The organism is Spongiactinospora sp. 9N601, from assembly GCF_044326295.1.
Lineage (GTDB): Bacteria > Actinomycetota > Actinomycetes > Streptosporangiales > Streptosporangiaceae > Spongiactinospora > Spongiactinospora gelatinilytica.
This window is the reverse complement of the sequence record NZ_JBIRBB010000009.1, coordinates 70,883-95,864: the sequence shown is the minus strand read 5'-3', so window position 1 is coordinate 95,864 and position 24,982 is coordinate 70,883. Positions and strand designations below refer to the sequence as shown.

Genomic DNA, 24,982 nt, shown 5'->3' with positions numbered 1-24,982 from the left:
GTGACCAGACTTGGACGGACGCTTCTCAGGCTCCCGGCGGCTATGGCTAGTACGCAGACTGCTGCTGGGCGCCGCCGTCGTGCTGCTGGTATCGGTGCTGGTGTTCGCCGCGACGCAGGTTCTGCCCGGCGACCCCGCGCGCGCGGTACTGGGGCACGACGCGACACCTGAAAGCGTGGCCGCACTACGCGCCGAACTCGGCCTGGACCGGCCGCTCATCTCACAGTACCTGGCCTGGCTGGGGCACATCGTGACCGGCGACCTCGGCCAGTCGCTGGTGACGCGGGAGCCGGTGGCCGCGCTGATCGGCGACCGCACGATCAACTCGGCCGTGCTGGTCGTGATCTCCGCCGCCATCGTCGTGCCGCTGTCGGTGTACGTCGGCGCCCTGGCCGGTCGGCGCAGGGACCGGAAGTTCGACAAAGCGATGCTCGTCGTCACGCTCGGGCTCACCGCGCTGCCCGAGGCCATCATCGCCCTGCTGCTCGTCATCCTCTTCTCCACCTCGGTGCTGCGGTTGCTCCCTGGGACCGTTCTACTAGGCCCGGGTCAGAACCCGCTCGGGCAGCCCGCCCAACTCGTGCTGCCGGTGGCCGCGCTGGTGCTCGGCGTCCTGCCGTACCTGTCCCGGCTGGTGCGCGGTTCGGTGATCGACGTGTACGAGTCGGAGTACGTGCGGATCGCCCGGCTGAAGGGCGTCCCCGAGCGAGTGGTGCTGCGCAGGCACGTACTGAGCAACGCACTCGTCCCGGCGATCCAGGGCACCGCGCTCGCGCTGGCGTACCTGACCGGCGGCGTCGTGGTCGTGGAGCAGGTCTTCAACTATCCGGGCCTCGGCACCACATTGGTGGACGCCGTGAACAACCGGGACTTCCCGGTCATCCAGATGGTGTGCCTGGTGTTCGCGGCCTGTTACGTGATCTTCAACCTTCTCGGAGACGTGTTGACGGTGTACGTCACGCCCCGCCTCAGAACGGCCGGCCAGTGAACACGGCACTGCTACGCCGCTGTCTGCGCGAACCCCGGATGCGCATCGGGATGGTGCTGACCGGGCTGATCCTGCTGATCATCGCGATCGGGCCGCTGCTCGCGCCGCACTCGCACAGCGCCATCGTGGGCGCGCCGTACCAGCCTCCGTCGTCCCTCGCCATGCTCGGCACCGACTACCTCGGCGAGGACGTGCTGTCGAGGGTGCTCGAAGGCGGGCGCAGCATCGTGTGGGTCTCGTTCGTCGGCACGCTGCTCGGCGTCGGCGTCGGCTCGGCCATCGGCATGACCGCCGCCTACAGCGGCGGCGTGGTGGACGAGGTCCTGATGCGGGCCATGGACGTGCTGCGCGCCTTCCCCCCGATGGTGCTGATCCTGCTGCTCGTCTCGATGGCCCAGGCCGAACTGGCGCTGATGCCGCTGATCGTGGCCATCGCCTGGGTGCCGCAGGTCGCGCGGGTCGCGTACGGCGCGGCCAAGGAGGTCGTCGCCCGCGAGTTCGTGGAGTCGGCGGAGACCCTCGGCGCCTCCCGGCTGCGGATCGTGCGCCGCGAGGTGCTGCCCAACGTGATGACCCCGCTGATGGTCGAGTTCGGGCTCCGGCTGACCTGGTCCATCGGCATCGTGACCACGATGAGCTTCCTGGGCGTCGGACTCCAGCCGCCCGCCGCCGACTGGGGCCTGATGATCCGGGAGAACTACCAGGGCCTCGCGCTGCAACCGTGGGGCGTCGTGGTCCCCGCGCTGTGCGTCGCGGCCTTCACGTTCGGCACCAACCTGATGGCCGAGGGCTTCGCGCGTACCGTGGCACGGGTCTCACCGGCCGCCGAGACGCCCAAGGAGGTGACCGTGTGACCGCCGTAACGGTCAAGGGCCTGCGCGTCGATCTGGACGGGCGCGGCGTGGACGTCGTGGACCTCGTCGACTTCGAGATCGCCGCGGGCGAGGTACTGGGGCTGGTCGGCGAGTCCGGCTCGGGCAAGACGACGGCCGGGGTGACGCTGCTCGGCGACGCCCGGCGGGGCGCGACCATCGCCGGCGGCAGCATCGTCCTTGGCGGCCAGGAGGTCGTCGGGCTGGGCCAGGGGCAGCTCGCCAAGCTGCGCGGCAGCTCGGTCGCGTACGTGCCGCAGGACCCGGCCATGGCGCTGAACCCCGCGCTGCGGCTGCGCCGCCAGTTGGACGAGCTGTTCGAGTTCCATCGCCCGGACATGCCCGAACCCGACCGGGACGCGCGGATCAAGGCCACCATGCGCGAGGTCGGCCTGGACGACAGTGACGCCTTCCTGGCCCGCTTCCCACACCAGCTCTCCGGCGGCCAGCAGCAGCGCGTGACGCTGGCCCTGGCGTTCCTGCTGCGGCCCCGGGTGATCGTGCTGGACGAGCCGACCACCGGGCTCGACGTCACCACCCAGGCGCGGGTGCTCGCCACCGTGCGCGACCTGTGCGCCTCCCACCAGGTCGCCGCGCTCTACGTCACGCACGACATGGCGGTGGTCGCCGGGCTGGCGCACCGGGTCATGGTCATGTACGCCGGGCGGATCGTCGAGTCCGGCCCGAGTTCCCGGATCTTCGGCGAGCCCGTCCACCCCTACACCCGGGCCCTGATCGCGGCCGTCCCCCAGGTCTCCGAACGCCGCGAGCTGACCGCCATCCCCGGCGACACCCCGATGCCCGGGCAGCGGCCGGGCGGCTGCGCGTTCCACCCCCGCTGCAAGCACGCCGACCCCGCCTGCGCCACCACCGTCCCGGAGCCCGTCGAGATCGCCCCCGGCCACATCGTCCGCTGCCTGCACGCCACCCGGTTCGCCGCCGAACCCGCCCAGCCGGCCCCGGCCCTGGCGGCCGGCCGTACCGGGGAGCGCGGCGAGGTCCTGCTGGAGGTCACCGGCGTGAACGCGTTCCACGGGCGCAAGCAGGTGCTGCACGACGTGTCGCTGACCCTGGCCAAGGGCGAGTGCCTGGCGCTGGTGGGCGAGTCCGGGTCCGGCAAGACCACGCTCGCCCGCTGCGTGATCGGGCTGCACCGCGACCACACCGGCACGATGACCTTCCAGGGCGCGCCGCTGGCGACCCGCGCGCGTGACCGCTCGCGCGAGTCGCGCCGCGCGATCCAGTACATCTTCCAGAGCCCGTACAACTCGCTGAACCCGCGCCGCTCGATCGGCGAGACGCTGCGCGAGCCGCTGAAGGTGCTGTTCGGCATGTCCGCCGCCAAGGCGGCGGCCGAGATCGCCGAGGTGCTGGAACGCGTCTCGCTCTCGCCCGCCGCAGCCGCGTCCTACCCCGACCAGCTCTCCGGCGGCGAACGGCAGCGCGTGGCCATCGCGCGGGCGCTGGTCTGCCGCCCAGAGGTGCTGATCTGTGACGAGGTCACCTCGGCACTGGACGTCTCGGTACAGGCGTCGATCGTGCGGCTGCTGCGCCGGTTGCAGGACGAGGAAGGGCTCGCCCTGCTGTTCGTGACGCACAACCTCGGACTCGTCCGCGCCGTGGCGGACCACGTCGTCGCCATGCGCGCCGGGCGGATCGTCGAAGGCGGGCCCGTCGATGACGTGCTCGACCGTCCTGGCGATCAGTTCACCAGGGATCTCATCGCGGCGACGCCCGAACTGTCGGCCGTGCCTACCGGTGATCCGTCCCGACTCCCCCTGTCACTGGAGGACCCCACATGACCCAACGAATCAACCAGGGGCCGAGCCGGCGCGGGTTCCTGAGCACGGCCGCGGCGCTCGGCATGTCCGCCGCCGCGATGGAACTGCTCGCCGCCTGCGGGAGCGGCGGCGGCGCGCAGCCCGCCGCCACCGGCGCGGGCGCGGCGGGCAAGCCCACGCGTGGCGGGCGGCTCACCGTGGCCACCGGCGGCGCGAAGGGCTCCGACACCCTCGACCCCGTGCTGCTGAACAGCGCGCCGGTGAGCTTCATGGCCAGGGTCCTGTACGACCAGCTCGCCGACTTCAGCAACGACCTCCAGTACCGGCTGGCGATGGCCGAGCTGATCGAGCCGAACAAGGCCGGTGACGAGTGGACCATCCGCGTCAAGGACGGGATCGAGTTCCACAACGGCAAGACGCTGGACGCCGAGGACGTCATCTTCACCTTCAAGCGGACCTTCACCCAGGCGGGGTCGGTCACGGTCGGCAAGTTCAAGCCGTACGTGGACCTGGATGAGATCAAGAAGGTGGACAAGCGGACGATCCGGATGAAGCTCCTCCGGCCGAACTCCACCTTCAACTACGCGCTGGCCAGCCCGCACAAGATCGTCCCGGTGGACTTCGACCCGAGGAACCCGGTCGGCACCGGGCCGTTCAAGTACAAGAGCTTCACCGCGAACCGGCAGTGGGTGTGCGAGCGGTTCGCCAACTACTGGAACGCCGACGGCGAGTCCGAGCCCAGCGACTCGGCGGCCCCGGCCGGGCTGGGTGCCAAGCCGTACCTGGACGAACTGGTCGTCAACGTCATCAACGACGACTCCGCCCGGATCAACGCGCTGGTCACTGGCCAGGTGGACGCCATCAACATGGTGCAGTTCGCGCAGATCCCGCTGATCGGCCAGCACCAGCAGCTCAAGCTGCTTGAGTCGGAGACCGGCGCGTGGACCGGCATCTACATGAACATGGAAGAGCCGCCCTTCGACGACGTGCGGGTCCGGCAGGCGCTGCGCCTGGCCATCGACCGCGAGCAGGCGCTCAGCTCCTGCGTGTCCGGCCACGGCCGGGTCGCCTACGACCTGCCCGAGCCGTACGCCCCCGGCTACCCGACCGAGCTGACCCGCAAGCGCGACATCGAGAAGGCCAAGGCCCTGCTCAAGGAGGCCGGCAAGGAGAACATCACGGTCGAGCTGGTGGCCGGACCGGTCTCCGCCGAGGCCGTGTCGATGGCGACCGTCCTGGCCAACAACGCGGCCGAGATCGGCATCACCATCAAGGTCCGCCAGGTGGACACCGCCACGCTGTTCGGCCCGCAGTTCCACAGTTGGCCGTTCTCGGTGGACAAGTGGCCCGCGCAGGGCAACTACCTGACCCTGCTCGCCCTCACCGACCTGAGCGAGAGCACCACCCTCACCCACATGCCCAAGGCCGACCTGGACGCGCTGCGCGAGCTGCACGACAAGGCGCTGTCCACGGTGGACGAGGCCAAGCGGGCCGAACTGACCCGGCAGATGTACCAGATCCAGTTCGACCGCGGCGGCTGGATCATCCCCTTCTTCGCCAACGTCGTCAACGCCCACCACGCCAAGGTCGCCGGCTGGCCCAAACAGGACGCCTCCGGCCGCTCCTTCGGCAACGCCCACTTCGAACAGCTGTACCTGAACGGCTGAGTTTTCAGGGCGAGGGGCCGCGCGGCCCCTCGCCCGCCGCGCCCGGCGATCAGCCGATGGTCGCCGTCATCAGGTCGCGCCCCACGGCAAGGGTGCCCGTGTAGCCGCCCAGGCGCACGTCCTGCTCGAACGCGCCCTCCCCGGCCTCGTCGTCCGGAGCCGGGATCAGGTGGGTGAGCATCAGGTGCCCGACCCCGGCGCGCATGGCCAGGCCGCCGAGCGCGACCGTGTCGGCGTGATAGGCGAAGATCTTCTCGAACGGGGTCCCGGCGACGGCGGCGCGCAGCGCCGTGGTCCGGCACGCTTCGTGGACCAGCACGTCCGCGTTCCGGCTGAGCACCTCCACCTCCTCGCACACGCGGGTGTCGCCCGAGATCACGACCGTGCCGTCGGGGGTGCGGACCCGGTAGGCGACCGCGTCTGGGACCGGCTCGTGGTGGACGGCGACCGCCTCCACCGCGACCCCGTCCCGAGACCAGATCTCCCGGGGCTCGGACGCGCAGGCGAACGCGTGCGGCCGCAGCTCGGGCGGCGCTTCCTGGACGTGCTCCAGGCGCAGCGCGATGTCGGCCGCGTACGGGTCCAGCATCCGCGCGGCGAACTCGGCGGCGGCCCCCGCCGGGAGGTGGAGGTCGAGAGGTCCGGTCTGCCACACATGGTCCTGAATCCAGCGTCCCAGCACCACGTCCGGCAGCCCGATCACGTGGTCGCTGTGCGCGTGGGTGACGAACAGCGCGGTCAGCTCGTGCAGGCCGACGCCCGCCTCGGTCAGGCGCAGCACGGTGCCGCGCCCCGCGTCGAACTGCAACATGGTTTCTCCGTACCGGACCAGGACGCCCGCGCCCGCGCGGCCCGGAGCCGGGATCGGCACACCGGTGCCGGCATCGAGGACCCGGCGGAGGTCTTCGCCGCCTCGGTCCGGCTTACCGGGCGAATGGTCGACACCCACCCGCAGATCGCCCGCATCCTCACCCACACCGGCCTGCCGTACCTGGACTCCGACAAGGGCATGGCCCCCCGGGCGCTGCGCGACATCCGCCACGCCATGGCCGCCGGGCGCTTCCGGCCCGGCAACCCGTACGTGGCGCTGGCCGGGGCCGGCGGTTCGCTGCTCGGGTTCCTCCAACTCTGGCTCGAACACCCCGACCTGGTGGACGAGCACTCGGCGGACGAACTGGCCGAGAATCTGCTGCGCATGTACGGCATGAGCCATGAGGAGGCGCACGCCGTCGCCAATCGCCCATTGCCCGGCGACACCCGGCACGGACAATGAAATCCGTTGCCATTATCACCGAAAGGGCTGCCGCGAATCAGCCTTTGACCAGCAACGGAGACGCTGACCTCGAAGTTCCCGTCCCAGACCCGCCCCTTCCGGGCGAGGGGCCGCGGGGCCCCTCGCCCGGTTCGGTGCTCACAAGGCGATCAGACCGGCTTTCGTCGGCTGGAAACCGCAGGCCGAAAGGTAGAAATCGGTCAGCTCGTCGTCGAAGTCGACGTGCAGCCATTCGCACCTCGCCGCCCTGGCCTGTTTCACGCCGACCGCGACCACTCCGGTACCGGCCCGACCAGGTCCCCGTACTCGCTGACACAAACGTACCCGAGACTATGCCAGCCGACCCGACCTGCAATCATCGTGGAGCGGCGCAAGACCTCGCGCAAACACGTTTACCGCCACATTCTCAAAGCAGTCCTGCCGCTCATGCATTGATCGTTACACAACAACAGCAGGCCGCGCCCCGCGCGCACCCGTATCTGGCCAGAGAGTTCGCCGAATTAGATCACTCAAGAGTGTCGATAATACGTATCCACTCACGCTCAACTTCATCGGACGGCTCCATGGGCATCATCTCACAGTCGAGCATTTCGAGGAGTTCTTGAGATAGTGTCAATGGTATTCCCGCAGCCTCATGAAGTACTCGTAGAAAATTGAAGGGGGTCAAAGTAAGAGACTCACGTGTCTTGAGAAAGTGGAGCAGTTCGGAAAGACTGCACCTCCCTTCGATAAGCGTGCGCGCTTGAGCCACAACCTGCTCAGTCGTCTCCACCTGGAACCTCCCTACCTCGTGAACAGTACCTCGACATTGGTGTACACACCAGGCCGTCCAACGGTCCTGATACGTGCCACTGTGGTGAAGCCATATCTGGCAGCCATCTTGCCAGTAAAAGTCGCCGCCGCCGCTTCGGCCGGGGTCAACCCTCCACGCACCAGCTCATTGAAGGTGTTCAGGTTGCTCGGCATTTTACTAATCCATTTACCCTCAATTGCCCTAATCCTTTCCACACCGAAGTGTTTGACCGCGTCATCGAACATCTGAGAACCTCTGGGAGTAGTAGGTCCCCTCTCGATCGCGAGCCTGAGAACGCCATCCTTCGCGCTTGCGATCACGCCGCCCTGGTCACCGCCATAGAAGTTGCTGTAGTCCCCGTTGGCGCCGTCGGGGTCGGGAGCAACAGGCCCTGCCGGTGGTTTGGCGGGGGGCTTGCCGCCTGTGCCGCCGGGTTGCGGGTTGGCGGGGGCGGGGTCTTCCGCGGTGGGATTCGCGGGGGCGCCCTGGCCGGGCCGGGGCTCTTCCACCGTGCAGGAGAACATCGTGAAGCCGGTGGTGGCGCAGCCACCGGCGACGGGGACGGGTTCGGGCAGGCAGGATTGAATCGTGCCGCCGTCACCGCATGGTCGCTCATCCGAGGCGACGCCGTTAGCCGTGACCGTAAGTGGATAGACCGGTGGCGGGTTCCCGCCGATGGGTTCGGGTGCGGCGGCGGACAGGTCGATGGTGGGAGTTCGAGTGATGCTCCAGGAGTGCTCCCAGGCCACTTCGACGTCGCCGCCGCGTTCCACTTGGCCGTCGTGGTAGGTGGTGATGGTGTACTCGTAGGTGCGGGTCCAGTTGTCGACGCGGTCGTAGATGTAGTCGGCGTCGTAGTAGCGGCTGCTGCTGGTTTCGAACGTCGTGTACTGGTGCGTGGTGACGACCGGCGGGGGTGGTGGCTTGGGAAGGTCCGCGATGGGCTCTCCGCTGCCGCCCGGGCTGTTGGCTCGCGTACCTCGTGATGGCTTGCCGGCTTTGGGTCGGTCGCCGCCGCCGTTGTTGCTTCGGCTTGGCGTCCCGGTAGTGCTGGTGGGTTGCTGGACTGTACCTGTCCGCGGCGCGTTTCCCTTCGGCCGGCCGGTGCCCTTCGGATTTCGAGCGGGGGTGGCGTTCGGCTTGGCCGGCTGGGGCGTGACAGGGGTCAGCGATCCGTCAGGCTGGCGGCTGAAGTAGTAGACGGCGCCGCCGACGGCGATGGTCGCCAGGCCGCCGACGACCACTACGGTGCCGCACACGACGCTGGCGAAACAGGCCGCGAGCGCCGAACCGGCGGCCACTCGCGCCACTGCGGCGACGGTCTGGCGTGCCGCGGTCATCAGGAACGAGCGGACGGCATGGGAGGCGATGATCATGCGGCCTTTCCAGGCCAGCCAGCGCATCCCCGCGGTGATCTCGTTGAATGCGGCGTCGATCGCCGACTGCACGGCACCGAACAGGCCTTGCAGGAAATGGCCTGTGGGGTCGGTGGCGGAAAGGGGGTTCGCGCCGGCGTAACCGTATTGGTTGGCGCCGGCCGCCGGAACCGGTGGTAAGGGCGCATTGTCGCGGGAGGCGAAAGTAGCGGTGCCGGGTGTGTACCAGCGGGCGTGCATGTTGACCCTGCCGGTCGCGGGGTCGGTCCACTCTCCCTGGTAGCCAAGCGCCTGGCTGCCGGGGGCAGGGGCGGTGCCGGGCGCGCCGTACGGGTCGTATCCGGTCAACACCGGTGCACCGGTCGAGGCATAAGTCGCCACCACATCGCCGTGGTGATCGGTCACATAGCGCGAGGCTGCGCCACCGGACAGCGGGGCGGTCGACAACGGTTCATCGGCAAGGCCACGCAGATAGCGGTGCGTGCCGTCCTCGGTGATCTCTTCGGAGAAACCTTCGTAGAAGAAATCCGTACTGCCTCGGGTGGCCACTCGGTCAAGGCTGTCGTAGGTATAGGAGGTGGCGCCGTCGCCGACCATTCGGTCGAAGGCGTCGAAGGTCAGCGGGGTCGATCCTGATGTGGCCAGAGTGCCGCGCGGAGTGTACTCGAAGATCTGGCTGCCGATGCTGGTCAGCCGGTTGCGCTGATCATAGCTGCGGGCGGGGCCTTGGGTGAGCTGTCCGCTGTCCGGATCGACCTTGTCGATCCGAGTGAGGTTTCCGACCACATCGTAGCCGTACTTCTGGTGGTCATCACCGCCGAACGGCTCCCAGGTCGACAACCGACCGGCCGCATCGTAGATATACCGGCCGCCACCGAACCGGGCGCTCTGCGGACCGTGCAGGTACTTGTGTGTGACGTTGCCATCGACGTCGTAGCCGTAGAGGAGGGTGGAAATTGACGACCCGCCGCGGGCGGTGGCGTCGAAGGTGACCCGGCCGAAGTCGTCACGATGGATATTACGGGTCACACCATCGCTATGGGTGACCTTGGTAGCCTCACCGGCAAGGTTACGATCATAGGTGCGGGAGATTCCGGCCTGGTGATCATCGACCCTTCGCACATCAGCGCCAGAGTAGGTATAGCCGGTGTTCGTAGCGCTGATGTTGGGGTCGCCGCGAGCGGTCAGCCGACCGTCGGCGTCGTAGCCGAAGGCGGTGAACCGGGCCGTGTCGTCACTGTACGAACGTAACAACAGGCCCCGGTCATCGTAGTCGAAGCGCAGCTCGCTGCGGGGATGACCGACGGCGATGACCCGGCCTACCCCGTCGTAGCGCCAGGTCCGGGTGGCGCTGGTGGCGCCACCGCCGGAGCCGGCCTCACTGGTCAGCCGACCCAGTGGGTCGTAGGTTCGGGTGATCGACACGCCACCGGGTTTGGTCAGTTTGACCGGCAGACCGCCGGCATCGTATTCACTGGTCCAGGTCCGATCCAGGAGCGCGGGGTGGGCTGAGGTGGACGGCTCGACCACTGAGGCGACCTGACCACCGGGCGTATATGTGGTCCAGGTGGTGTTACCGCGGCCATCGGTCACTTTGGTCTGGTTGCCTGCGGCGTCGTATGCGAACTGGGTCGTGGACTGGCCGTTCGGCATCAACGGCTCGATCGCTCCGAGCAGGCGGTTCAGAGGATCGTAGACATACTCAGTCGTGTTGCCCCGCGGGCTGATCACGCTGGTCACATTGCCCGCGAGATCATGCTCGAAGCGTTGCGTGGCCAGCACATCTCCGAATGGAGCGAGCCGCCGATGCTCGATCAGCCGTCCGGCCAGATCATAGGCCGAAGTGACCGCCCGGCCAAGCGGGTCAGTGACCTTGGTGGTACGACCCGCGGCGTCATAGTCGAAGCTCGTCGGGCCACGGCCGGGCAACGTCTCGGAACGTAATTGCCCCAACGCGTCATAAGTGCGGCGAACTTCCAATCCCCCGGGGGTAAGGGTGCGGGTCAGGTTGCCGATGTCGTCGTAGAAGTATCGGGTCGAGTACCGCAACACATCGTTCCCGGCCTGGCGCGTTACGTCGGTCGAGGCGGCCACCCGGTTCAGGTCGTCGTAGGTCCATTCTTGGGCGGCGCCAATGGAGTCGGTGACTGCGATCACGTTCCCTGCGTCGTCGTAGCGGATCAGGGTCGAACCGCGTACCTCCGCGCTAGGCAGCAGCGGGTCGGTCTTTTTGTACAGCCGGCCCAGTTTGTCGTAGCGGTAGCTGACCGTCTGGCCACGTAGATCAGTCTCTTCCAGGACATTCCCGAGTTTGTCGTAGGCCCAGGAACCGGTCGGGGTCACCGTTCCACCGCCCGCTGCCGGCTGAGGCGGCCCGGTGAAGCGGGTACGCCGACCGGCCGCGTCGTAGTCGGACAATGCGGTGTATCCGCGTGGATCGCGCGTGTGGGTGACCTGCCCGAAGGCGTTGTATCCGGTGACCGTCTGGGGAGCGGCCCACGCGGTGGGCTTGCCCATTTCCTCTACCTCGACCGAAGGCGCGGTTTCCGTGACCCGACGTCCTAGTTCGTCATAGGCGAACGTGGCCACATTACCGAGGGGGTCGGTGACCTTGGTCAGGAGCCCCCAGTCGTCGTAACTGAACGACGTTGTAACGTCGATGCCGCCGTTCTCTGTCGTGCGGCTCTTCACCAGGCCACGGACCTCGTATTCGAACCGTGTTTCCTCCGTACGGCCCGAGCCGTCGCTCAGTCGCTGCCAGGCCAAGTGGCCGAAAGTGTCGTAGCCGAACGTGCGGGTCCGGTTGACCCCGCCCGGATCTTCCACGATCTTGAGGGGCCGGGACAAGGCGTCGTACTCAGTGGTCGTAACCCTCGTGCCGAACTCGGTGGTCTTGACTACATTGCCCGCGGCATCGTAATCATAGTCGGCGATCGGCAGATTTCGAGTGGTCCCGTCGGCGTTGCGGAACCCCACCAGGGTCACCGTATCGAGCCGGTCATTGGGCAGATAGGTGTGAGCGCGGGTGCGGCCGAGCGCATCGGTCTCCCGGGTCAGGCGCCCGCCGAGATCGTAGGCGTACTGGGCCAGATAGACGTCCCGTGACGAGTCATCGGCGTCTGGGGTGTCGTTGAATCCCTTCAGCACAACCGATATCAGCTGATCACGTTGGTTGTAGGCCATTTCGGTCACAGTGCCGAGTTGGTTGGTAGTCCGTGTCAGATTGCCGTTCTGGTCGTAGGCATAGGCGATCGTCCCACCGTCGGGGTAGGTGATCGATTTGACTCGGTTGTCGTTGCCGTACACATAGCTGGTGATGCGCGCTGGATCCTCGCCGGTCAGGTCGGACACGGTCGTCTTGACCAGCCGGAACATCGTGTCATAGAGGTAGTCGGCCTGTTGCTGGTGGTACGCGCCGGTGATCCGGTTACGGACGCGAGGTCCGGTCTCGCGGGTGAGGTTGCCGACGGCATCGTAGGCGTAGGCGGTGGTCACCGGTGCGGCCACGGTGTTGGTGTGGACCGTGCGACTGATCAACCGGCCAGCGTCGTCGTAGTCGTAGACGGTTCGCGCGCCAGACCCCGAGGGGGCGGTGTCTTGCCGGTGTTCTCTTGTTTCCCTGAGCTGGCCCCGCTCGTCGTAGGAATACTCGACATCGACCGACCCCAGTGAGATCACTCTGTGCAGCAGACCCGCCGGCATGGTCCGTCCCGCGGGGGCGCCGTATGCCTGTTCAAGTCCATCGGTGTAGAAGTAGGAGGTCCCCTGTCCATCGCTGTCGCTTGAGGTGGGGGGATCCTTACGATTGGTCAGCCGGCCTCGTTCGTCGTACTCGAATTCGGTGGTGAACGCCCGGTTATGAACCCCTGCTCCCCGCGCGTCGGTCATCGCGGAAAGCTGGTCGAAACGCGGATCCTGCGGCGTGTTACTGCCATAGCCGTAGTACGTGTATTGGACGGACTCCTCGTCGTCGCCGGCATATACCGACCTGCCGCTCAGCCTTCCCCGGCTGTATGAGGTGTGGATGATGTTGCTGTTCTCATCGATGACGTGGGAGAGGTAGCCGGTGGGCCCGTCCGCCCCAGGCCAGTACACCCACGACCGGGTGCCCCCGTTCTCCCCGATCCGCTGTACCAGGTGGTAAGCCGAGTCGAACTTCCAGGTGGCCTGGAGTCCTCGTGGATTGGTGACGACGACCTCCCTGGGCAGGGTGCCGCCATCGACATGGGTGTAGGCGAACCGCCAGGCGATGCCGCCTGGAACGGACACGAAGTCTACGCGGCCACTGGTGAAATACCAGATCTGCTGGAGGCCGTCCCATCGCTGGCCGTCACTCGCCCAGATCTGGTGTAACAACTGCTGACCGTTGTACAAGTAGTGGATCGAATCGCCGACCGGAGGAATGATCTTCCGTAGCCGCCGCTCCGATGTGCTCTCTCCTGGGGACTCGAAGGCCCAGGTCGACAGCACCTGTAACGGCTGTCCAGCAGGCTGGGAGAATACCTCCACTTTGGTCACGGTCCCGGCCGACCAGGTAAGGCGGAAACCGCGCCCCGTGATGGGGTGCGATATACGGGTGGGCGGTGCGTCCGCATCGGTATATTCGAACTGCCATCGGTCGAGCTCGTTGAACCTGTTCTCAATATGTCGGAGCCGACCCTCCTGGTCGAAGACGAACGCCGCCGGGCCGACGTAAACGTACAGAAGACCACCGCAATAGTTGCCAGAGGTGTTACCGGAGGCCCAGATCCGGGTACGCGTACCGCTCCCGATCGACGGGGAGAAGGTTCCGTCCTGGCCATTGCAGCCGAAGCGTTCCTGACGGCCGTCAGGATGGGTGAACATGAACAGACCACCAGGGTCCCGGTCCATCCGCATGTCGAGGATCGAACTCCAGCCCACTCCGAACGAGCCCTCCCGCCGGTCCAGGCTGTTGTAGGTCGGAGCCAGCACCATCGGAATGCCGTAAGAGGGCACCGTGATCTGCGGGGCCTGGGTGGTGAAGTTTCCGGCCGGCAGGTTCACCCCCGCCACTTGTGCGTCTCCGGCTCCGGAACCGTACAGCGCGGCTTGGTCTGGATTGGGCACTACCGTTGTGAACCAGTTCGACACTGTCGCCGCAGTGGTGTCCAGCCCGTCCCGCACCGCCACCGACCACTCGTACAGGGTGTTCCAGTACAGCGTGTTCATTGGTGGTACATGACTGGTCGATGTCGTCCACGCCGAATCCCGGCACTGCCCGCTGGTCGCCCCCGACCGGGCGCAGATCGTGAACCTGTATTCCAGCGGCCTTCCCGGATAGGCGTCGGGGTCGCCGCCTTCCACCGAGAGCGTCGGCCGGGTGGTCGTCACTGCGGCCTCGTTTGCAGGACCTTTGATCGTCAGTGTCGGGAACTGGTTGAAGACCGTGTAGGTGACGACCGGAGAGATCACGCCACGCTCGGAGAACCAGGTCGACTCACCCTCCAGCAGATTCCAGGCGACCTTGTACGACCTGCTCTTGGTCGTCCCGTCGCCCGGACTGAGCGGTCCGAGATCCGCAGTGAACGTCACCGACCACCCCGGTGGCACATCAGACTTAAAGCTCGTCCGTGCTCCGTCCTTGCTGATCAAGTTCCCGGACATGTCGTACACCCAGTAACCCAGCCGCACGCTGCCCGTATTCCAGGCAAAGTCCCCGCAGTTGACCAGCTCGAAAGCGAGCTTCCCAACACGGTTGTTGGTCGTCGGCTGCCCTGGCAGAAACCCGCCCGGGTAATACTCCGCGCAATAGTTCTGCACCCGCCGCGCCACCCTTAGAGGGCCTTTCCGCGCCGGTACTGGCACCGCTGGCCGAAGCCGCTGCCCCCCGGCGAACGATGCTGGGGTCACTTGCGGGTATACCTTCCGGCCAGGCGCCTTGACCGCCGCCCCATCGATCTTTGGCATCCGCGCGCCCGGAGGATCTGGCTGTTTCAACGGTCCTGGCCGCTCTGGCCCCGCGAGCGACTCGGCCACCTTGCTCTGGATCTCCCGCAACGCCTTGGCCCGTGCGCTACCCGGCTGCGGCGCCGGGGCTCGCACTACAGTGTCCGCCTGTGGCCGGGCACGATCAGGTTCGATATGCGGGACGGACACAACTGGAGGTGCCGCTCCAGCTTTGAAAGCAGGTTCGTGCGCCTGCGCCTTCAACGCGCCCGGGTGAACCATGCCGAGCGCCAAACTCACCACGACGAGCAATAGCATACTCAAGCGCATCCGATACAACGGGCACCCCCGTCAACGTGTCAATGCGGCAACGGCCCGATGGTCGATCAACGGCCGACAGAGATCAAGAGAAGGTTTCACAGTTTTCGAAGTATGCGCTAATCGATAGCATAATCGTAAGCGCACGTTAACCAGAGCGAAGAAGACAACAACCATCTCCCGGCGGGCGATAATGAACCATTTCAATCCCCGACCCCGTGGCCAGAGGCGGTGCATGCAGCGTCGACGTGATCGCCCAGGTGCCTTACTCGGTTTGATAACGGGGCAGCCTCTATAATTACCGAGAATTAGCATCGCTGTACTCACAGACACAAAGAGCCGGAAGAACCGATAAGGGGCGGGCCAACGCGACACACAACTACCCTGCGTGCCCGGCATGCGATGCGGGTGCTCGATCAGCTCACCGGCAGGCAACTCAACCGGCGCTGCGACGGCGACGCGAGCGCGCCCGACGGGCGGCTAACGATCTTTGGTATCGCGTTTCTAGCTAGTGGTGCATCACGCAACCTTGGTGGGGTAACTGGTCCATGATCGGATCGGGGAGCCGGCAGCGAAGCTGACCTTCGGGGCGGCGTGCTGGTTGCGCCAGCGGATGTAGGCGGCGATGGCGGCGTTCTGCTCCTCATGGCTACGGTGGTCGGTGCCGTTGAGCGCGAAGTACCGAAGAGCAGCGAACTCGGACTCGATCCAGTTCAACCACGCCCCGTAGGTCGGCAGGTAGACCAGCTCGACGTCGCCGGCCCGGGCCCAGGCCCGGACCTCGGCGTGTTCGTGCGGCGAGTCGTCGTCGCAGATCACATACAGGCGCTCGCCGGGCCACCGGCCCCGGAGCGTCTTGAGGAAGACCAGGAACTCCTTCCACCGTTTGCGGCGCCGGATCCGGTAGTACAGCTTGCCGGTGGCCAGGTCCAACGTGCCCAGCAGATGGCGGACACCGTCGTCGCGGCGGTAGGTCGCCCGCAGCCGCCGCGGACGACGCCTCGGTCGCCAGACCCGGCCCTTACGCGGCTGGAGGTTGAGCGGGCCGAACCCATCTACGCAGATCACCCGCTCGCCGCGCGGCTGGGCGTCGTACAGGGCCAAGACCTTCTGCATCTTGGCGGTGAAGCCGGAGGTCGTCGCTGCTCTTCCACGTCGTGGTGGCCTGCCAGGAGACCCCGCCCGCCGTCAAGATCCGCGCCAGGTGCTGCGGGCTGATCGAGGTCACCAGCCTGATCCGCCGCAGATGGGCGGCGAGCTTGGCCAGGCTCCAGGTGGAGAACGCGGTGATGCCCCGCTCGGCGGGGGTGGTCCGGGCGATCAGGCAGATGCGCTTGCGCATCCGTTCACTGATCCTCCTCGGACGGCCCCCGCTCCATTTCAGGTCCAGCGCATCAAACCCCCGCTCGTTGAACGCGTGCACGACCTGGCGCACGTAGTCATCGCCGACCTGCATCAACGTCCGGATCGCCGAAGCCGGCCGCCCTTGGGCCGACATCAGCACGACGATCGCCCGCCGCAGTCTCACCGGATCCTTCGCTGTCCGGGTGATCTTCTGCAGGCGCCGGCCCTCCTCCATGGACAACGGCCGAACGAACACCTCGGGCTTACGTGCCATGACCACCTCCCAGAACTACTCCGGGACAAGGCTGGCGTGCTCACCTGACGAGATCAAAACCCCAGCAAGGTTCGGTGGCGCGGCACTAGACTTTATGTCAGGTTTCACAACGCCCGAAGAAGTCGAGGTTGAGCCGAAGCCGGTCGGCCCAAGCAGGACGCCTCCGGCCGCTCCTTCGGCAACGCCCACTTCGAACAGCTCTACCTGACCGGCTGAGTCTCCGGGGCGAGGGGCCGCGGGGCCCCTCGCCCGGATCGGCGCTCACAGGGCGATCAGACCGGCCTTCGTCGGGCGGAACCCGCAGGCCGACAGGTAGAAGCCGGTCAGCTCGTCGTCGAAGTCGACGTGCAGCCATTCGCACTTCGCCGCCCTGGCCTGTTTCACTGCGACCGCGACCAGCTCGGTGCCGATCCCACGCCGCCTGCACCGTTCCGCCACGAGGGTGTCCAGGATGAAGGCGTGGACGCCGCCGTCCCAGGCCACATTGACGAATCCGGCGAGTTCGCCGTTCTCCCTGGCGCAGACCCAGCCGAGGCTGTGCCGGTTGACCTGGGCCCACCAGTCGTCCTGGAGCGGGGCGTGGCCGAACCCCTCGGCGTGCAGCGCGTTGAGCGCGTCGTTCTCGAAACGGCCCCGCCACTCGTACGTGATCGTCATCGAGCGACCATAGCGAACCCGGCTCAGGCGACCTTGGGGGCCGCGCGCAGGCCGATGTAGCAGCAGCCGGTGCCGTCCGGGAGGGTCGAAAAGACGATCGGCATCCAGTCCTCGGCCGGGTTGGTACGGCCGGCGAAGACCGTCGGGGTGACCGGCGCGACCTCCAGTTCCAGGGCCGGGGCCAGGCCCGCCATGCCGTCCACGAACTCGTAGACGACCTTCGGCCGCCCGTTGTCCAGGCTGACGGTGATCTCCACCCCCGCGCGGCGGTATGTACCGGTGTACTGAGTGAAGTCGGTTTCAATCGGCTCGGTGGCGGGGGCGAAGTCGTCCGGCATCCGGGCGTCCGCCAGTTCGGCGAGGAGTTCGCGGAACAGCGTCTGGTAGACGCGGCGCGAGTGCGTCCACGGCGTGTCGCCGCCGTTGCCGAGCAGCACGATGACCACCCCGGCCTCGGGTGCGACCCGCAGGTAACCGTGCTGGCCGATGGTCGCGCCGTCGTGGCCGAAGCCGAAGACGCCGGTCCAGTCGTACAGGGTCCAGCCGAGGCCCCACGCGTCGGAGCTGACCGTCCACTTGTCGGCGACCTCCATCTCGCGGCGTTGCATCCGCGCCACGGCCCGCTCCGACAGCAGGCGGGTGCCGTCCGGCGCGACGCCGCCGTCCAGATGGAACTTCGCCAGCCGGACGATGTCGGCGGCGGTCGCGCACAGGTAGCCGCCGTTCGGCGTCTGGGCGCGGGTGAGCGGGTTCCAGGAGGGGGCGACCTCGGGCGGCGCGCCCGCCGGGCCGAGGTGGCTCATCGCGACGCGGAACCGCAGCGCCTCCTCCGGCAGCGTCACCGTGTGCGTGAGACCGAGCGGGTCCAGCAGCATCTCGCGCAGCGCCCGGTCGTACGTCCGGCCGGTGACCGCCTCGATGATCCGGCCGAGCAGGACGTAACCGGCCGGGCAGTAGGAGACGACCTCGCCGGGCGGGCAGTCCTGGCCCAGGTCGCGCATCGAGTCCACGTAACGCGCGAGGCAGTCGTCGCCGCGGCCGGTGTCCTCGTGGTGGTCGCCGCTGATGCCGCTGGTGTGGTTGAGCAGGTGCCGGACCGTCACCGTCTCGGTGGCGTGCGGGTCGGCCACCGCGAAGCCCGGCAGGATGTCGGCGACGCGGGCTTCGAGGTCGAGTCTCCCCTGGTCGATCAGCATCATGACCAGCGTGGAGGTGTGGACCTTGGTGATCGAGCCGACCTGGAACAGCGCGTCGGTGGTCACCGGGTCGCCGGTGCCGCGGTGCAGCACACCGCCGGCCAGCTCGTGGATCTCGCCGTTCGTCAGTACGGCCAGCGACGCGCCGGGGAGGTGGTGCCGCTCGCGTACTTCGTCCAGGCGCTTCTGCCAGTGTGCGGCGTCAAAGGTCATGGTCGTCCTTATCGGGAGGTTTGTCGGGATCAGCCGCCGGAGGGCGGCACCCATTCGGTGAGCCGCACGACGATCCCGTTGGGGTCGGTCAGCTCGAAGTACCGCTCGCCCCAGGGCTCGGTGCACAGCGGCACGCCGAGGGCGGCCCCTTCGGCGCGCAGCCGCTCGTACTCCGCGGCTACGCCCGTCACGCCGAACACCACCACCACACCCGCCGGCGGTTCACCCGAGCCGCCGCGCAGGTGCAGGATGATGTCGGCGGCGGCGTCCGAGCGGGTCAGGCAGGCGAGGCCGGCGGCCGTGAGCGATTCGTGGAAGCCGAGGTGGGACACGAAGAAGTTGCTGGAAGCCGCCACGTCATCGACGTTCAGCGACACCGCGGAGGCGATGACGTTCACATCGGCAAGCGTGGCGGCAGGCTTCACGGGTGAGCAACGACGAACTTCGTGCCATGTCATAACCCCTCGCTAATCTACGCAGATGGAGCTGCGGGACATCGAGATCTTCCTGACGCTGGCCGAGGAGCTTCATTTCGGCCGCACGGCGGAACGCCTGCACGTGACACAGGCCAGGGTCAGCCAGGCCATCAAGAAGCAGGAACGCCGCATCGGCGCGGCCCTGTTCGAGCGCAACAACCGGGCGGTCGCGCTCACCCCCGTCGGCAAGCAGCTCTACGCCGACATCCTGCCCATGTACCGCGGCCTGCACGAGGGCATGGAACGCGCGAGGCAGGCCGCCCGCGGCACGACCGGCGTACTTCGGCTCGGCCTCATCCCCTCCAACTTCGACGACTACCGGCCGCTGATCGACGCCTACACCGCCGCGTATCCCGGCGCCGAAGTACAACTCCGGCACACCCACTTCGGCGACCCGTTCGGCAGCCTGCGGTCCGCGGAGACCGACATCGGCGTCATCTGGCTCCCGGTCAACGAGCCCGACCTGACCGTCGGCCCGGTCGTCTACACCGAAAGCGTCGTACTGGCCGCCGCCAGGTCCAGCCCCCTGGCCTCCCGCGAATCCATCACCTACGAAGACCTGCACGACCAGGTCGTCATGGACGGCGCCTGCCCCGCCTACTGGCGCGAAGCACTCGTCCCCACGCACACCCCCAGCGGCCGTCCCATCCAGATCGGCCCCACTGTCGGCACCTGGGAGCAGATGCTCCCCATCGTCGTCTCGGGTGAGGCCGTCTCCCCGGTCCACGCCCACGTCGCCCGCTACTACTCCCGCCCGGACATCGCCTACATCCCCATCACCGACGCCCTACCGGCCCGCTGGGCGCTCATCTGGCGCACCGCCGGCGAAACCGACCTGGTCCGCGCGTTCGTCCGAAATGCCGAGCAGGCATCCCGCTGAGGCAGAATTTATGCCATGAGCAGCACATATGACGGATTCTCGGCCGAGGAGCGGGCCGCGATGAAGGAGCACGCCCAGGAGCAGAAGAGGGCGGCGCGGCGCGGCTCGCGCGCGGACAAGGCGGCCGAGGCGGAGCGGGACATGCTCGCGAAGATCGCCGAGATGGAGGAGTCGGACCGGATCATGGCCGAGCAGGTCCATGCCGTCATCATGGACAGCGCCCCTGCCCTCGCCCCGCGGCTCTGGTACGGGATGCCCGCCTACGCGCTGGACGGCAAGATCGTGTGCCACTTCCAGATCGCGGCGAAGTTCAAGACGCGGTACGCGACGCTCGGGTTCAGCGACCTGGCGAAGCTGGACGACGGCTCGATGTGGCCGGTCGCCTTCGCCGTGACCGAGGTGACGCCGGATGCGCGGACCCAGATCAGCGCGCTGGTGAAGCAGGCGGTGGGCTCGCCACCGGGGTAGACACCCTACGACGCCGGCTCGCCCTGACCCGCCGGTGATCGCAGGGCGGCGGTGAGCATGCCGTCGAGCACCTGATGGGACGACTGGAGCCGGTCGATCGTCGCCGCGATCCGGCGCTGCTCCCGTCGCAGGTTGTCCACCATTCCGGGGCAGGCGGTCGGTACCAGCCGGTCGCCGTCGTCATGGACGCAGTCCAGCAGGCGGGCGATGACCACGGTGGGCAGCCCGGCGTCCAGCAGGGCGCGGATGTGACGCACCGCGGTGACGTCCGATTCGGCGTACTCGGCCCCTCCGGCGTCCACGCGGCCAGCGTCACCATCGCGGGCCCCGTCGCCCCGGGCACCGCCTTCGACCCCGACGACATCGCCGGACACTACTGGCGCCCGCACACCCAGCCCCGCGGCCAATGGCAACACGAAGTCGTCCACGGCGGCGCGTACGACGCCATCGCCGACCTCATGGAGCACTGGCAGAACGCCTTCAACGCCCGCCGGACGTCGTTCCAGGGCATCAGCCCCCGGCTACTCGTCGGCCCTGCCGAAATCTCCGAGTACTACGACAACGTCGCCGAAGGCACGGAAGCACACCTGGAGGTACTGCGGACGACCCCGCTGCACGACGAAATCGCGGCCGGCTTCGCGGACGTGACCTTCACCGCCCCCACCGGCGACACCATTCCGGTACGCCTTTCCGTCGTCGCCCAGCGCGTCGAGGGCACCTGGCTGATCCGTCAATATCACGCAGCCGATCCTGTGAGGGACGCCGAGTAGGGGACGTGGAAGGTGGCGGCGAAATCGGCGAGCAAGGACCTGTCGCCGGTGACTTCGATGACGCCCTCGGCGACGGCCGCTTCGGGCCCGAGCGTACCCGCCAGCAGATCGCGAAGTCCTGGCCCTGACCCGGCGCTGATGGTCAAGTCTGGCGCCGGGTGCTCACCAGGCCCGGCGGTGACGCGCGTACCGCTCACGATCGCGTGCGCGACGGCGTCACCCGCCCGCACCACGCACGTCACCGTACGACGTGCGCCAGGCGGCCTCCCACCCGCCGCCGCCACCCGCAACGCCGTGACCAGCGACGCCTCCGTGACCACCTCCCCTTCCCGGGGCACCCGCATCCCGGCGGCCCCCCAACTCGCGAGCGCATCCAGCGCGGGCCTCAGCTCCTCCGCCCGGTCCGTCACCCGATAGACGATCGACCGGTCGGCCCCACCACGCGCCTGCCGGACGACGAGCCCGTCTTGTTCGAGCTCCTTCAGCCGCGCGGCGAGCACATTGCTGGGGATGCCCGGCAGACCCGCCGCCAGATCCGAGTACCGCCGCGGCCCGACGAGCAGGTCACGGAGGATGAGCACGGCCCAACGCTGCCCAAGGATCTCGGCGGCGCGGGCCAGCCCGCAGAACTGTCCGTACTCACGTGTACGCATGGCCCCGAGCGTACCATTTGACTTGCTTAGATGAAGCCTGCTTGTCTTAAGCAAGCCGACTGGTGAGAAGGAGATCAGACATGAGCAAGGTCTACACCCACATGACGATGTCGCTCGACGGCTTCATCGCGGACCCGGCGGACCAGCCCGCGGAGCTCTTCGACTGGTACGGCGTCGGAGACGTGACCGTCCCCAGCGCCAACGAACACGTCGCCTTCAACGTCGACGAGGTCAGCGCGGAACTGCTCCGCGAGTTCACCTCCAACACCGGCGCCCTGGTCTCCGGCCGCCGCCTGTTCGACATCGCCGACGGCTGGGGCGACAGCCACCCGGTGGGCGCCCCCGTCGTCGTGGTCACCCACCAGCCACCCCAGGACACCTCCCCGTGGCCACGAACCACCTTCGTCAACGGCATCGAACCCGCGATCACCCGCGCGAAGCAGATCGCCGCCGGCAAGGGCGTCTGCATCGCCAGCGCCGACATCTCCCGCCAGGCCCTCCAACTCGGCCTGGTCGACGAGGTCTGCGTCAGCCTCGTCCCCGTCATCTTCGGCGAGGGCATCCCCTACCTCGCCGGCCTCACCGGCGGCCACCACCTCCTCGAAGACCCCGTAGTCCTCCAGGGCCACCGAGCCCTCCACCTCAGGTACCGAGTCCGCCACTAACCCCCACCGGGCAGCCCTTCAGGCCGCCCCCATCCGAGCCAAGATCCCCAGCTGCACAGTGAGCGCCGCCACCATCTCGTACGGCCCCTGCCGAGCGAACTGATGCAACACCCCCGCCGCCCGCTGCTCGGCCGTCGGCGGCACGTGCTTTGTGGCCCACCACCATCCCCGATCCACGACGACGTGCCATCCAGGAAACGTGGCCTCGATCGCCCCCAGGTGCGCACGATCACGCGCGGTCAGGTCGTCCACTGCACACCCTTCGCAGAGGTGTTCACCGGCTGTCACCGGCCTTGGATGGGTACGAATCGATGGTGAGGCTCGCCCAGACGACCTTGCCTCCGGTAATCGGCCAGCGGGTACCCCAACGAGTAGCGAGCGACGCGACGATCTGTAGTCCTCGTCCACCCTCCTCATCAAGGGTGTGCGGGGTGATCTCGGGTTCCTCGCGACGCGGGTCCCAGACCTCGATGAGCAGTTCGCCGGCGTATTGATACAGAGAGAGACAGATGACCTCCAATCGGTCGTACAGTTCCGGATAGCGCGCCTGCGGCGGGATGATATTTGTGGCTTTGATGGCATTCGTTACAATCTCGCTGACGATCAGCTCAGCGTCTTCCGCCACATGCAGCAGGCACCATTCGCGCAATAAGTCGTTGGTATGCATTCGGGCGGTGGCCACGGACGAGACCATTGACGGGAGGGGAATACTGCGTATGTTCCGGGTCTGGATGATGTGCACCATTTTGCCTCGCAGCTAATACATTGCCGCATGTGATGATCCCCGCACGCTGTGCGGAACGGCTCCGCACCGGTATGAGTACCGACCGATCCTGTCCGTGACCTTGCCCGGCTCCAGCGGCTGAGGCCATGTCAGTCGCCGTATAACGCGCTCATGCATCTCACGCATAGGTCACCGGCGAATGGCGCCCGAGGTGCTTACAATCAAGCGCGATAATCTCGCAACTTCTTGGAGGCCATATTTCATCCCCGGTTCATGGGGGCATGGCAGGGAAGGCGGACATGGCGACGGTCTCGAACCAGAGGCGGTGTGCCACATGTAGCGCACACTTGGCCCATGACAATGACGGCATCTGTTGTGGTCCATGCCTCCGTCGCGGAGCCCGACACCACGGCCCTCCGATCGTGCCCCGCGAGTTCTGGGCTGAGGACGCACTGCGTCAGGCGTTCGCCGCCCGGCACATCGGCCGGGTGCTGCGGGCCTACCGGCGTCACCCCTGGCATGGCAAGCCACTCTCCCAGGAGCGTGTCGCGGGATGGCTGCGGCTCAGCCAGGCTCAGCTCAGCCGCATCGAGTCCGGGCCGCCCATCCAGGACCTCACCCGCCTGATCGCTTGGGCGCGCTTGTTCGGCATGCCGTCCCGGGACCTGTGGTTCGCCCTGCCGAACGAGAACGGCGCGCCCGACCTCGACCACTTTCCCACGACGGTCGGGAACCACGGCCCTGTGTCCTGGACCGCCATGGCCATGGACGACTTGCCACCTCGCATGTGGGACCGTACCGCTTCCATCGTGGGCACGCTGCGTCGGCAACTCGATGAGAGCAAGGCCGCCGACGGCCGCCTAGGTCCGACGGCCGCATTGCCGGGCGTGCTCGATGTGCTCGGCGCAGTGCAGTACAACGTCCGAGATGTCAAGCCTCGCGTACGGCGAGCGTTGCTGACTGTTGGGGCCGACGCCGCAGAATTCCTCGGATGGCTCTACCGAGACCTGCGCGATCTACGAACTGCGGAGTATTGGTACGACCGGGCCACCGAACTGGCGCAGGAGGCCGGGGACGACCCCATGCAGGGCTACATACTCATACGCAAATCACAACTCGCCTATGACCGCCGTGACGCCCTGCGGGTACTCACCCTGGCCGAGGCGGCTCAGCGAAGTGGACTTCCGGTCAGGGTACAAGCAGAGAGCGCTCAACAGGAGGCCCTGGGCTTGGCGATGCTCGGGGAGCCGCTCCATGTGGTCGAGCGGAAGCTGGACGATGCCCATTACCTCCTCACCCGAGCAACGGATACCGGCGAGCCGAACGAACTGGGTGATCTCTTCAATGAGGGGACCCTGCTGCTACGCAGTACGGCGTGCTACACCGAGGCCGGCAAACCGGCCCGCGCCGCGAAGATCCTCGGAGGCATCATCGCCACTGGAGGGTTGTCCTCCCGAGACGCCGGATACTTCCAAGCACGGCGGGCCGCCGCCCTGGCGTTGACCGGCGAGCCGGACGAGGCTGCCATGGTCGGCCTGAAAGCGGCTCAGATCGCCCATGAGACATGTTCAAGACGTACGTGGACCGTGCTGATGGACACCATGCGAGTTCTCAGCCGATGGAACACCCGACCACTCGTGCGTTCGCTCTGCGTTGCCTTGACGGAGGAAAGAAACCCGTAGTGCGA

At 67.3% G+C, this 24,982-nt stretch carries 23 protein-coding genes; 10 read left to right on the top strand and 13 right to left on the bottom strand.

Going from position 1 to position 24,982, the window contains the following annotated elements; all coding sequences use genetic code 11:
• Positions 1-10: 10 nt before the first annotated feature.
• Genes ACH34R_RS22665 through ACH34R_RS22650 form a run of 4 tightly spaced genes read left to right on the top strand, consistent with a single transcriptional unit; the run spans position 11 to position 5,308 of the window.
• Entirely contained in the window at positions 11-988 is a 978-nt protein-coding gene (locus ACH34R_RS22665; RefSeq protein ID WP_397563477.1) for an ABC transporter permease, read from the top strand.
• Complete coding sequence (locus tag ACH34R_RS22660) at positions 985-1,842, top strand: ABC transporter permease (RefSeq protein ID WP_397563476.1); 858 nt, start codon at positions 985-987, stop codon at positions 1,840-1,842. Before ACH34R_RS22665 ends, ACH34R_RS22660 begins: the two co-directional genes overlap by 4 nt.
• On the top strand, positions 1,839-3,662 hold the full coding sequence (locus ACH34R_RS22655) for an ABC transporter ATP-binding protein (RefSeq protein WP_397563475.1): 1,824 nt from the start codon (positions 1,839-1,841) through the stop codon (positions 3,660-3,662). Before ACH34R_RS22660 ends, ACH34R_RS22655 begins: the two co-directional genes overlap by 4 nt.
• The gene (locus ACH34R_RS22650; RefSeq protein WP_397563474.1) at positions 3,659-5,308 is read left to right on the top strand and encodes an ABC transporter substrate-binding protein; all 1,650 of its coding nucleotides are present in this window, start codon (positions 3,659-3,661) and stop codon (positions 5,306-5,308) included. Before ACH34R_RS22655 ends, ACH34R_RS22650 begins: the two co-directional genes overlap by 4 nt.
• A gap of 49 nt (positions 5,309-5,357) precedes the next feature.
• On the opposite strand, the gene ACH34R_RS22645 is transcribed toward ACH34R_RS22650, so the two are convergent.
• Positions 5,358-6,119: an MBL fold metallo-hydrolase gene (locus ACH34R_RS22645; RefSeq protein ID WP_397563473.1), complete on the bottom strand. Its 762-nt coding sequence runs from the start codon at positions 6,117-6,119 to the stop codon at positions 5,358-5,360.
• On the opposite strand from ACH34R_RS22645, the gene ACH34R_RS22640 reads away from it, so the two are divergent.
• A complete protein-coding gene (locus ACH34R_RS22640) occupies positions 6,012-6,581 on the top strand; it encodes a TetR/AcrR family transcriptional regulator (protein ID WP_397563472.1) in 570 nt (189 codons plus the stop codon). The two genes, ACH34R_RS22645 and ACH34R_RS22640, sit on opposite strands and share 108 nt — an antisense overlap.
• Before the next feature lie 138 nt (positions 6,582-6,719).
• On the opposite strand, the gene ACH34R_RS22635 is transcribed toward ACH34R_RS22640, so the two are convergent.
• The 8 genes from ACH34R_RS22635 to ACH34R_RS22600 all read right to left on the bottom strand — a co-directional run bounded on the left by ACH34R_RS22635 (position 6,720) and on the right by ACH34R_RS22600 (position 19,057).
• Entirely contained in the window at positions 6,720-6,857 is a 138-nt protein-coding gene (locus ACH34R_RS22635) for a hypothetical protein (protein WP_397563471.1), read from the bottom strand.
• A 229-nt stretch (positions 6,858-7,086) separates the two neighbouring features.
• Positions 7,087-7,353, bottom strand: a complete 267-nt coding sequence (locus tag ACH34R_RS22630; protein ID WP_397563470.1) for a hypothetical protein — start codon at positions 7,351-7,353, stop codon at positions 7,087-7,089.
• Between the two features lie 11 nt (positions 7,354-7,364).
• Positions 7,365-14,543 carry an RHS repeat-associated core domain-containing protein gene (locus ACH34R_RS22625; protein WP_397563469.1) on the bottom strand — a complete coding sequence of 2,393 codons (7,179 nt, stop codon included), beginning with the start codon at positions 14,541-14,543 and terminating at the stop codon, positions 7,365-7,367.
• Between the two features lie 951 nt (positions 14,544-15,494).
• Positions 15,495-16,091: an IS630 family transposase gene (locus tag ACH34R_RS22620; protein WP_397563468.1), complete on the bottom strand. Its 597-nt coding sequence runs from the start codon at positions 16,089-16,091 to the stop codon at positions 15,495-15,497.
• Entirely contained in the window at positions 15,997-16,554 is a 558-nt protein-coding gene (locus tag ACH34R_RS22615) for a transposase (RefSeq protein ID WP_397563753.1), read from the bottom strand. The genes ACH34R_RS22620 and ACH34R_RS22615 overlap by 95 nt, the downstream gene beginning before the upstream one ends.
• A 300-nt stretch (positions 16,555-16,854) precedes the next feature.
• Positions 16,855-17,250 (bottom strand): GNAT family N-acetyltransferase, encoded by a 396-nt coding sequence (locus tag ACH34R_RS22610; protein WP_397563467.1) that lies wholly within the window; start codon positions 17,248-17,250, stop codon positions 16,855-16,857.
• A 23-nt stretch (positions 17,251-17,273) separates the two neighbouring features.
• Positions 17,274-18,659 carry a serine hydrolase domain-containing protein gene (locus ACH34R_RS22605; protein WP_397563466.1) on the bottom strand — a complete coding sequence of 462 codons (1,386 nt, stop codon included), beginning with the start codon at positions 18,657-18,659 and terminating at the stop codon, positions 17,274-17,276.
• 29 nt (positions 18,660-18,688) lie between these two features.
• Positions 18,689-19,057, bottom strand: coding sequence for a VOC family protein (locus ACH34R_RS22600; protein WP_397563465.1), 369 nt, complete (start codon positions 19,055-19,057; stop codon positions 18,689-18,691).
• Between the two features lie 82 nt (positions 19,058-19,139).
• Between ACH34R_RS22600 and ACH34R_RS22595 the strand changes: the two genes are divergently transcribed.
• Both ACH34R_RS22595 and ACH34R_RS22590 read left to right on the top strand, forming a co-directional pair.
• The gene (locus ACH34R_RS22595; RefSeq protein ID WP_397563464.1) at positions 19,140-20,015 is read left to right on the top strand and encodes a LysR family transcriptional regulator; all 876 of its coding nucleotides are present in this window, start codon (positions 19,140-19,142) and stop codon (positions 20,013-20,015) included.
• A 15-nt stretch (positions 20,016-20,030) separates the two neighbouring features.
• The gene (locus tag ACH34R_RS22590) at positions 20,031-20,483 is read left to right on the top strand and encodes an iron chaperone (protein WP_397563463.1); all 453 of its coding nucleotides are present in this window, start codon (positions 20,031-20,033) and stop codon (positions 20,481-20,483) included.
• Positions 20,484-20,488: 5 nt separating this feature from the next.
• Here ACH34R_RS22590 and ACH34R_RS22585 read toward each other — a convergent pair whose 3' ends face one another.
• Entirely contained in the window at positions 20,489-20,740 is a 252-nt protein-coding gene (locus ACH34R_RS22585; RefSeq protein ID WP_397563462.1) for a hypothetical protein, read from the bottom strand.
• Here ACH34R_RS22585 and ACH34R_RS22580 point away from each other — a divergent pair.
• Positions 20,732-21,253 carry a hypothetical protein gene (locus ACH34R_RS22580; protein WP_397563461.1) on the top strand — a complete coding sequence of 174 codons (522 nt, stop codon included), beginning with the start codon at positions 20,732-20,734 and terminating at the stop codon, positions 21,251-21,253. The genes ACH34R_RS22585 and ACH34R_RS22580 overlap by 9 nt on opposite strands.
• On the opposite strand, the gene ACH34R_RS22575 is transcribed toward ACH34R_RS22580, so the two are convergent.
• On the bottom strand, positions 21,220-21,906 hold the full coding sequence (locus tag ACH34R_RS22575) for a winged helix-turn-helix transcriptional regulator (protein WP_397563460.1): 687 nt from the start codon (positions 21,904-21,906) through the stop codon (positions 21,220-21,222). The genes ACH34R_RS22580 and ACH34R_RS22575 overlap by 34 nt on opposite strands.
• A gap of 80 nt (positions 21,907-21,986) precedes the next feature.
• Here ACH34R_RS22575 and ACH34R_RS22570 point away from each other — a divergent pair, with 80 nt between their 5' ends.
• Positions 21,987-22,571, top strand: a complete 585-nt coding sequence (locus ACH34R_RS22570; RefSeq protein ID WP_397563459.1) for a dihydrofolate reductase family protein — start codon at positions 21,987-21,989, stop codon at positions 22,569-22,571.
• A gap of 18 nt (positions 22,572-22,589) precedes the next feature.
• Here ACH34R_RS22570 and ACH34R_RS22565 read toward each other — a convergent pair whose 3' ends face one another.
• Both ACH34R_RS22565 and ACH34R_RS22560 read right to left on the bottom strand, forming a co-directional pair.
• Positions 22,590-22,823, bottom strand: coding sequence for a hypothetical protein (locus ACH34R_RS22565; protein WP_397563458.1), 234 nt, complete (start codon positions 22,821-22,823; stop codon positions 22,590-22,592).
• A gap of 22 nt (positions 22,824-22,845) precedes the next feature.
• Positions 22,846-23,253: an ATP-binding protein gene (locus ACH34R_RS22560; RefSeq protein ID WP_397563457.1), complete on the bottom strand. Its 408-nt coding sequence runs from the start codon at positions 23,251-23,253 to the stop codon at positions 22,846-22,848.
• Between the two features lie 464 nt (positions 23,254-23,717).
• On the opposite strand from ACH34R_RS22560, the gene ACH34R_RS22555 reads away from it, so the two are divergent.
• Positions 23,718-24,977 carry a helix-turn-helix domain-containing protein gene (locus ACH34R_RS22555; protein WP_397563456.1) on the top strand — a complete coding sequence of 420 codons (1,260 nt, stop codon included), beginning with the start codon at positions 23,718-23,720 and terminating at the stop codon, positions 24,975-24,977.
• The last annotated feature ends 5 nt before the right edge of the window (positions 24,978-24,982 follow it).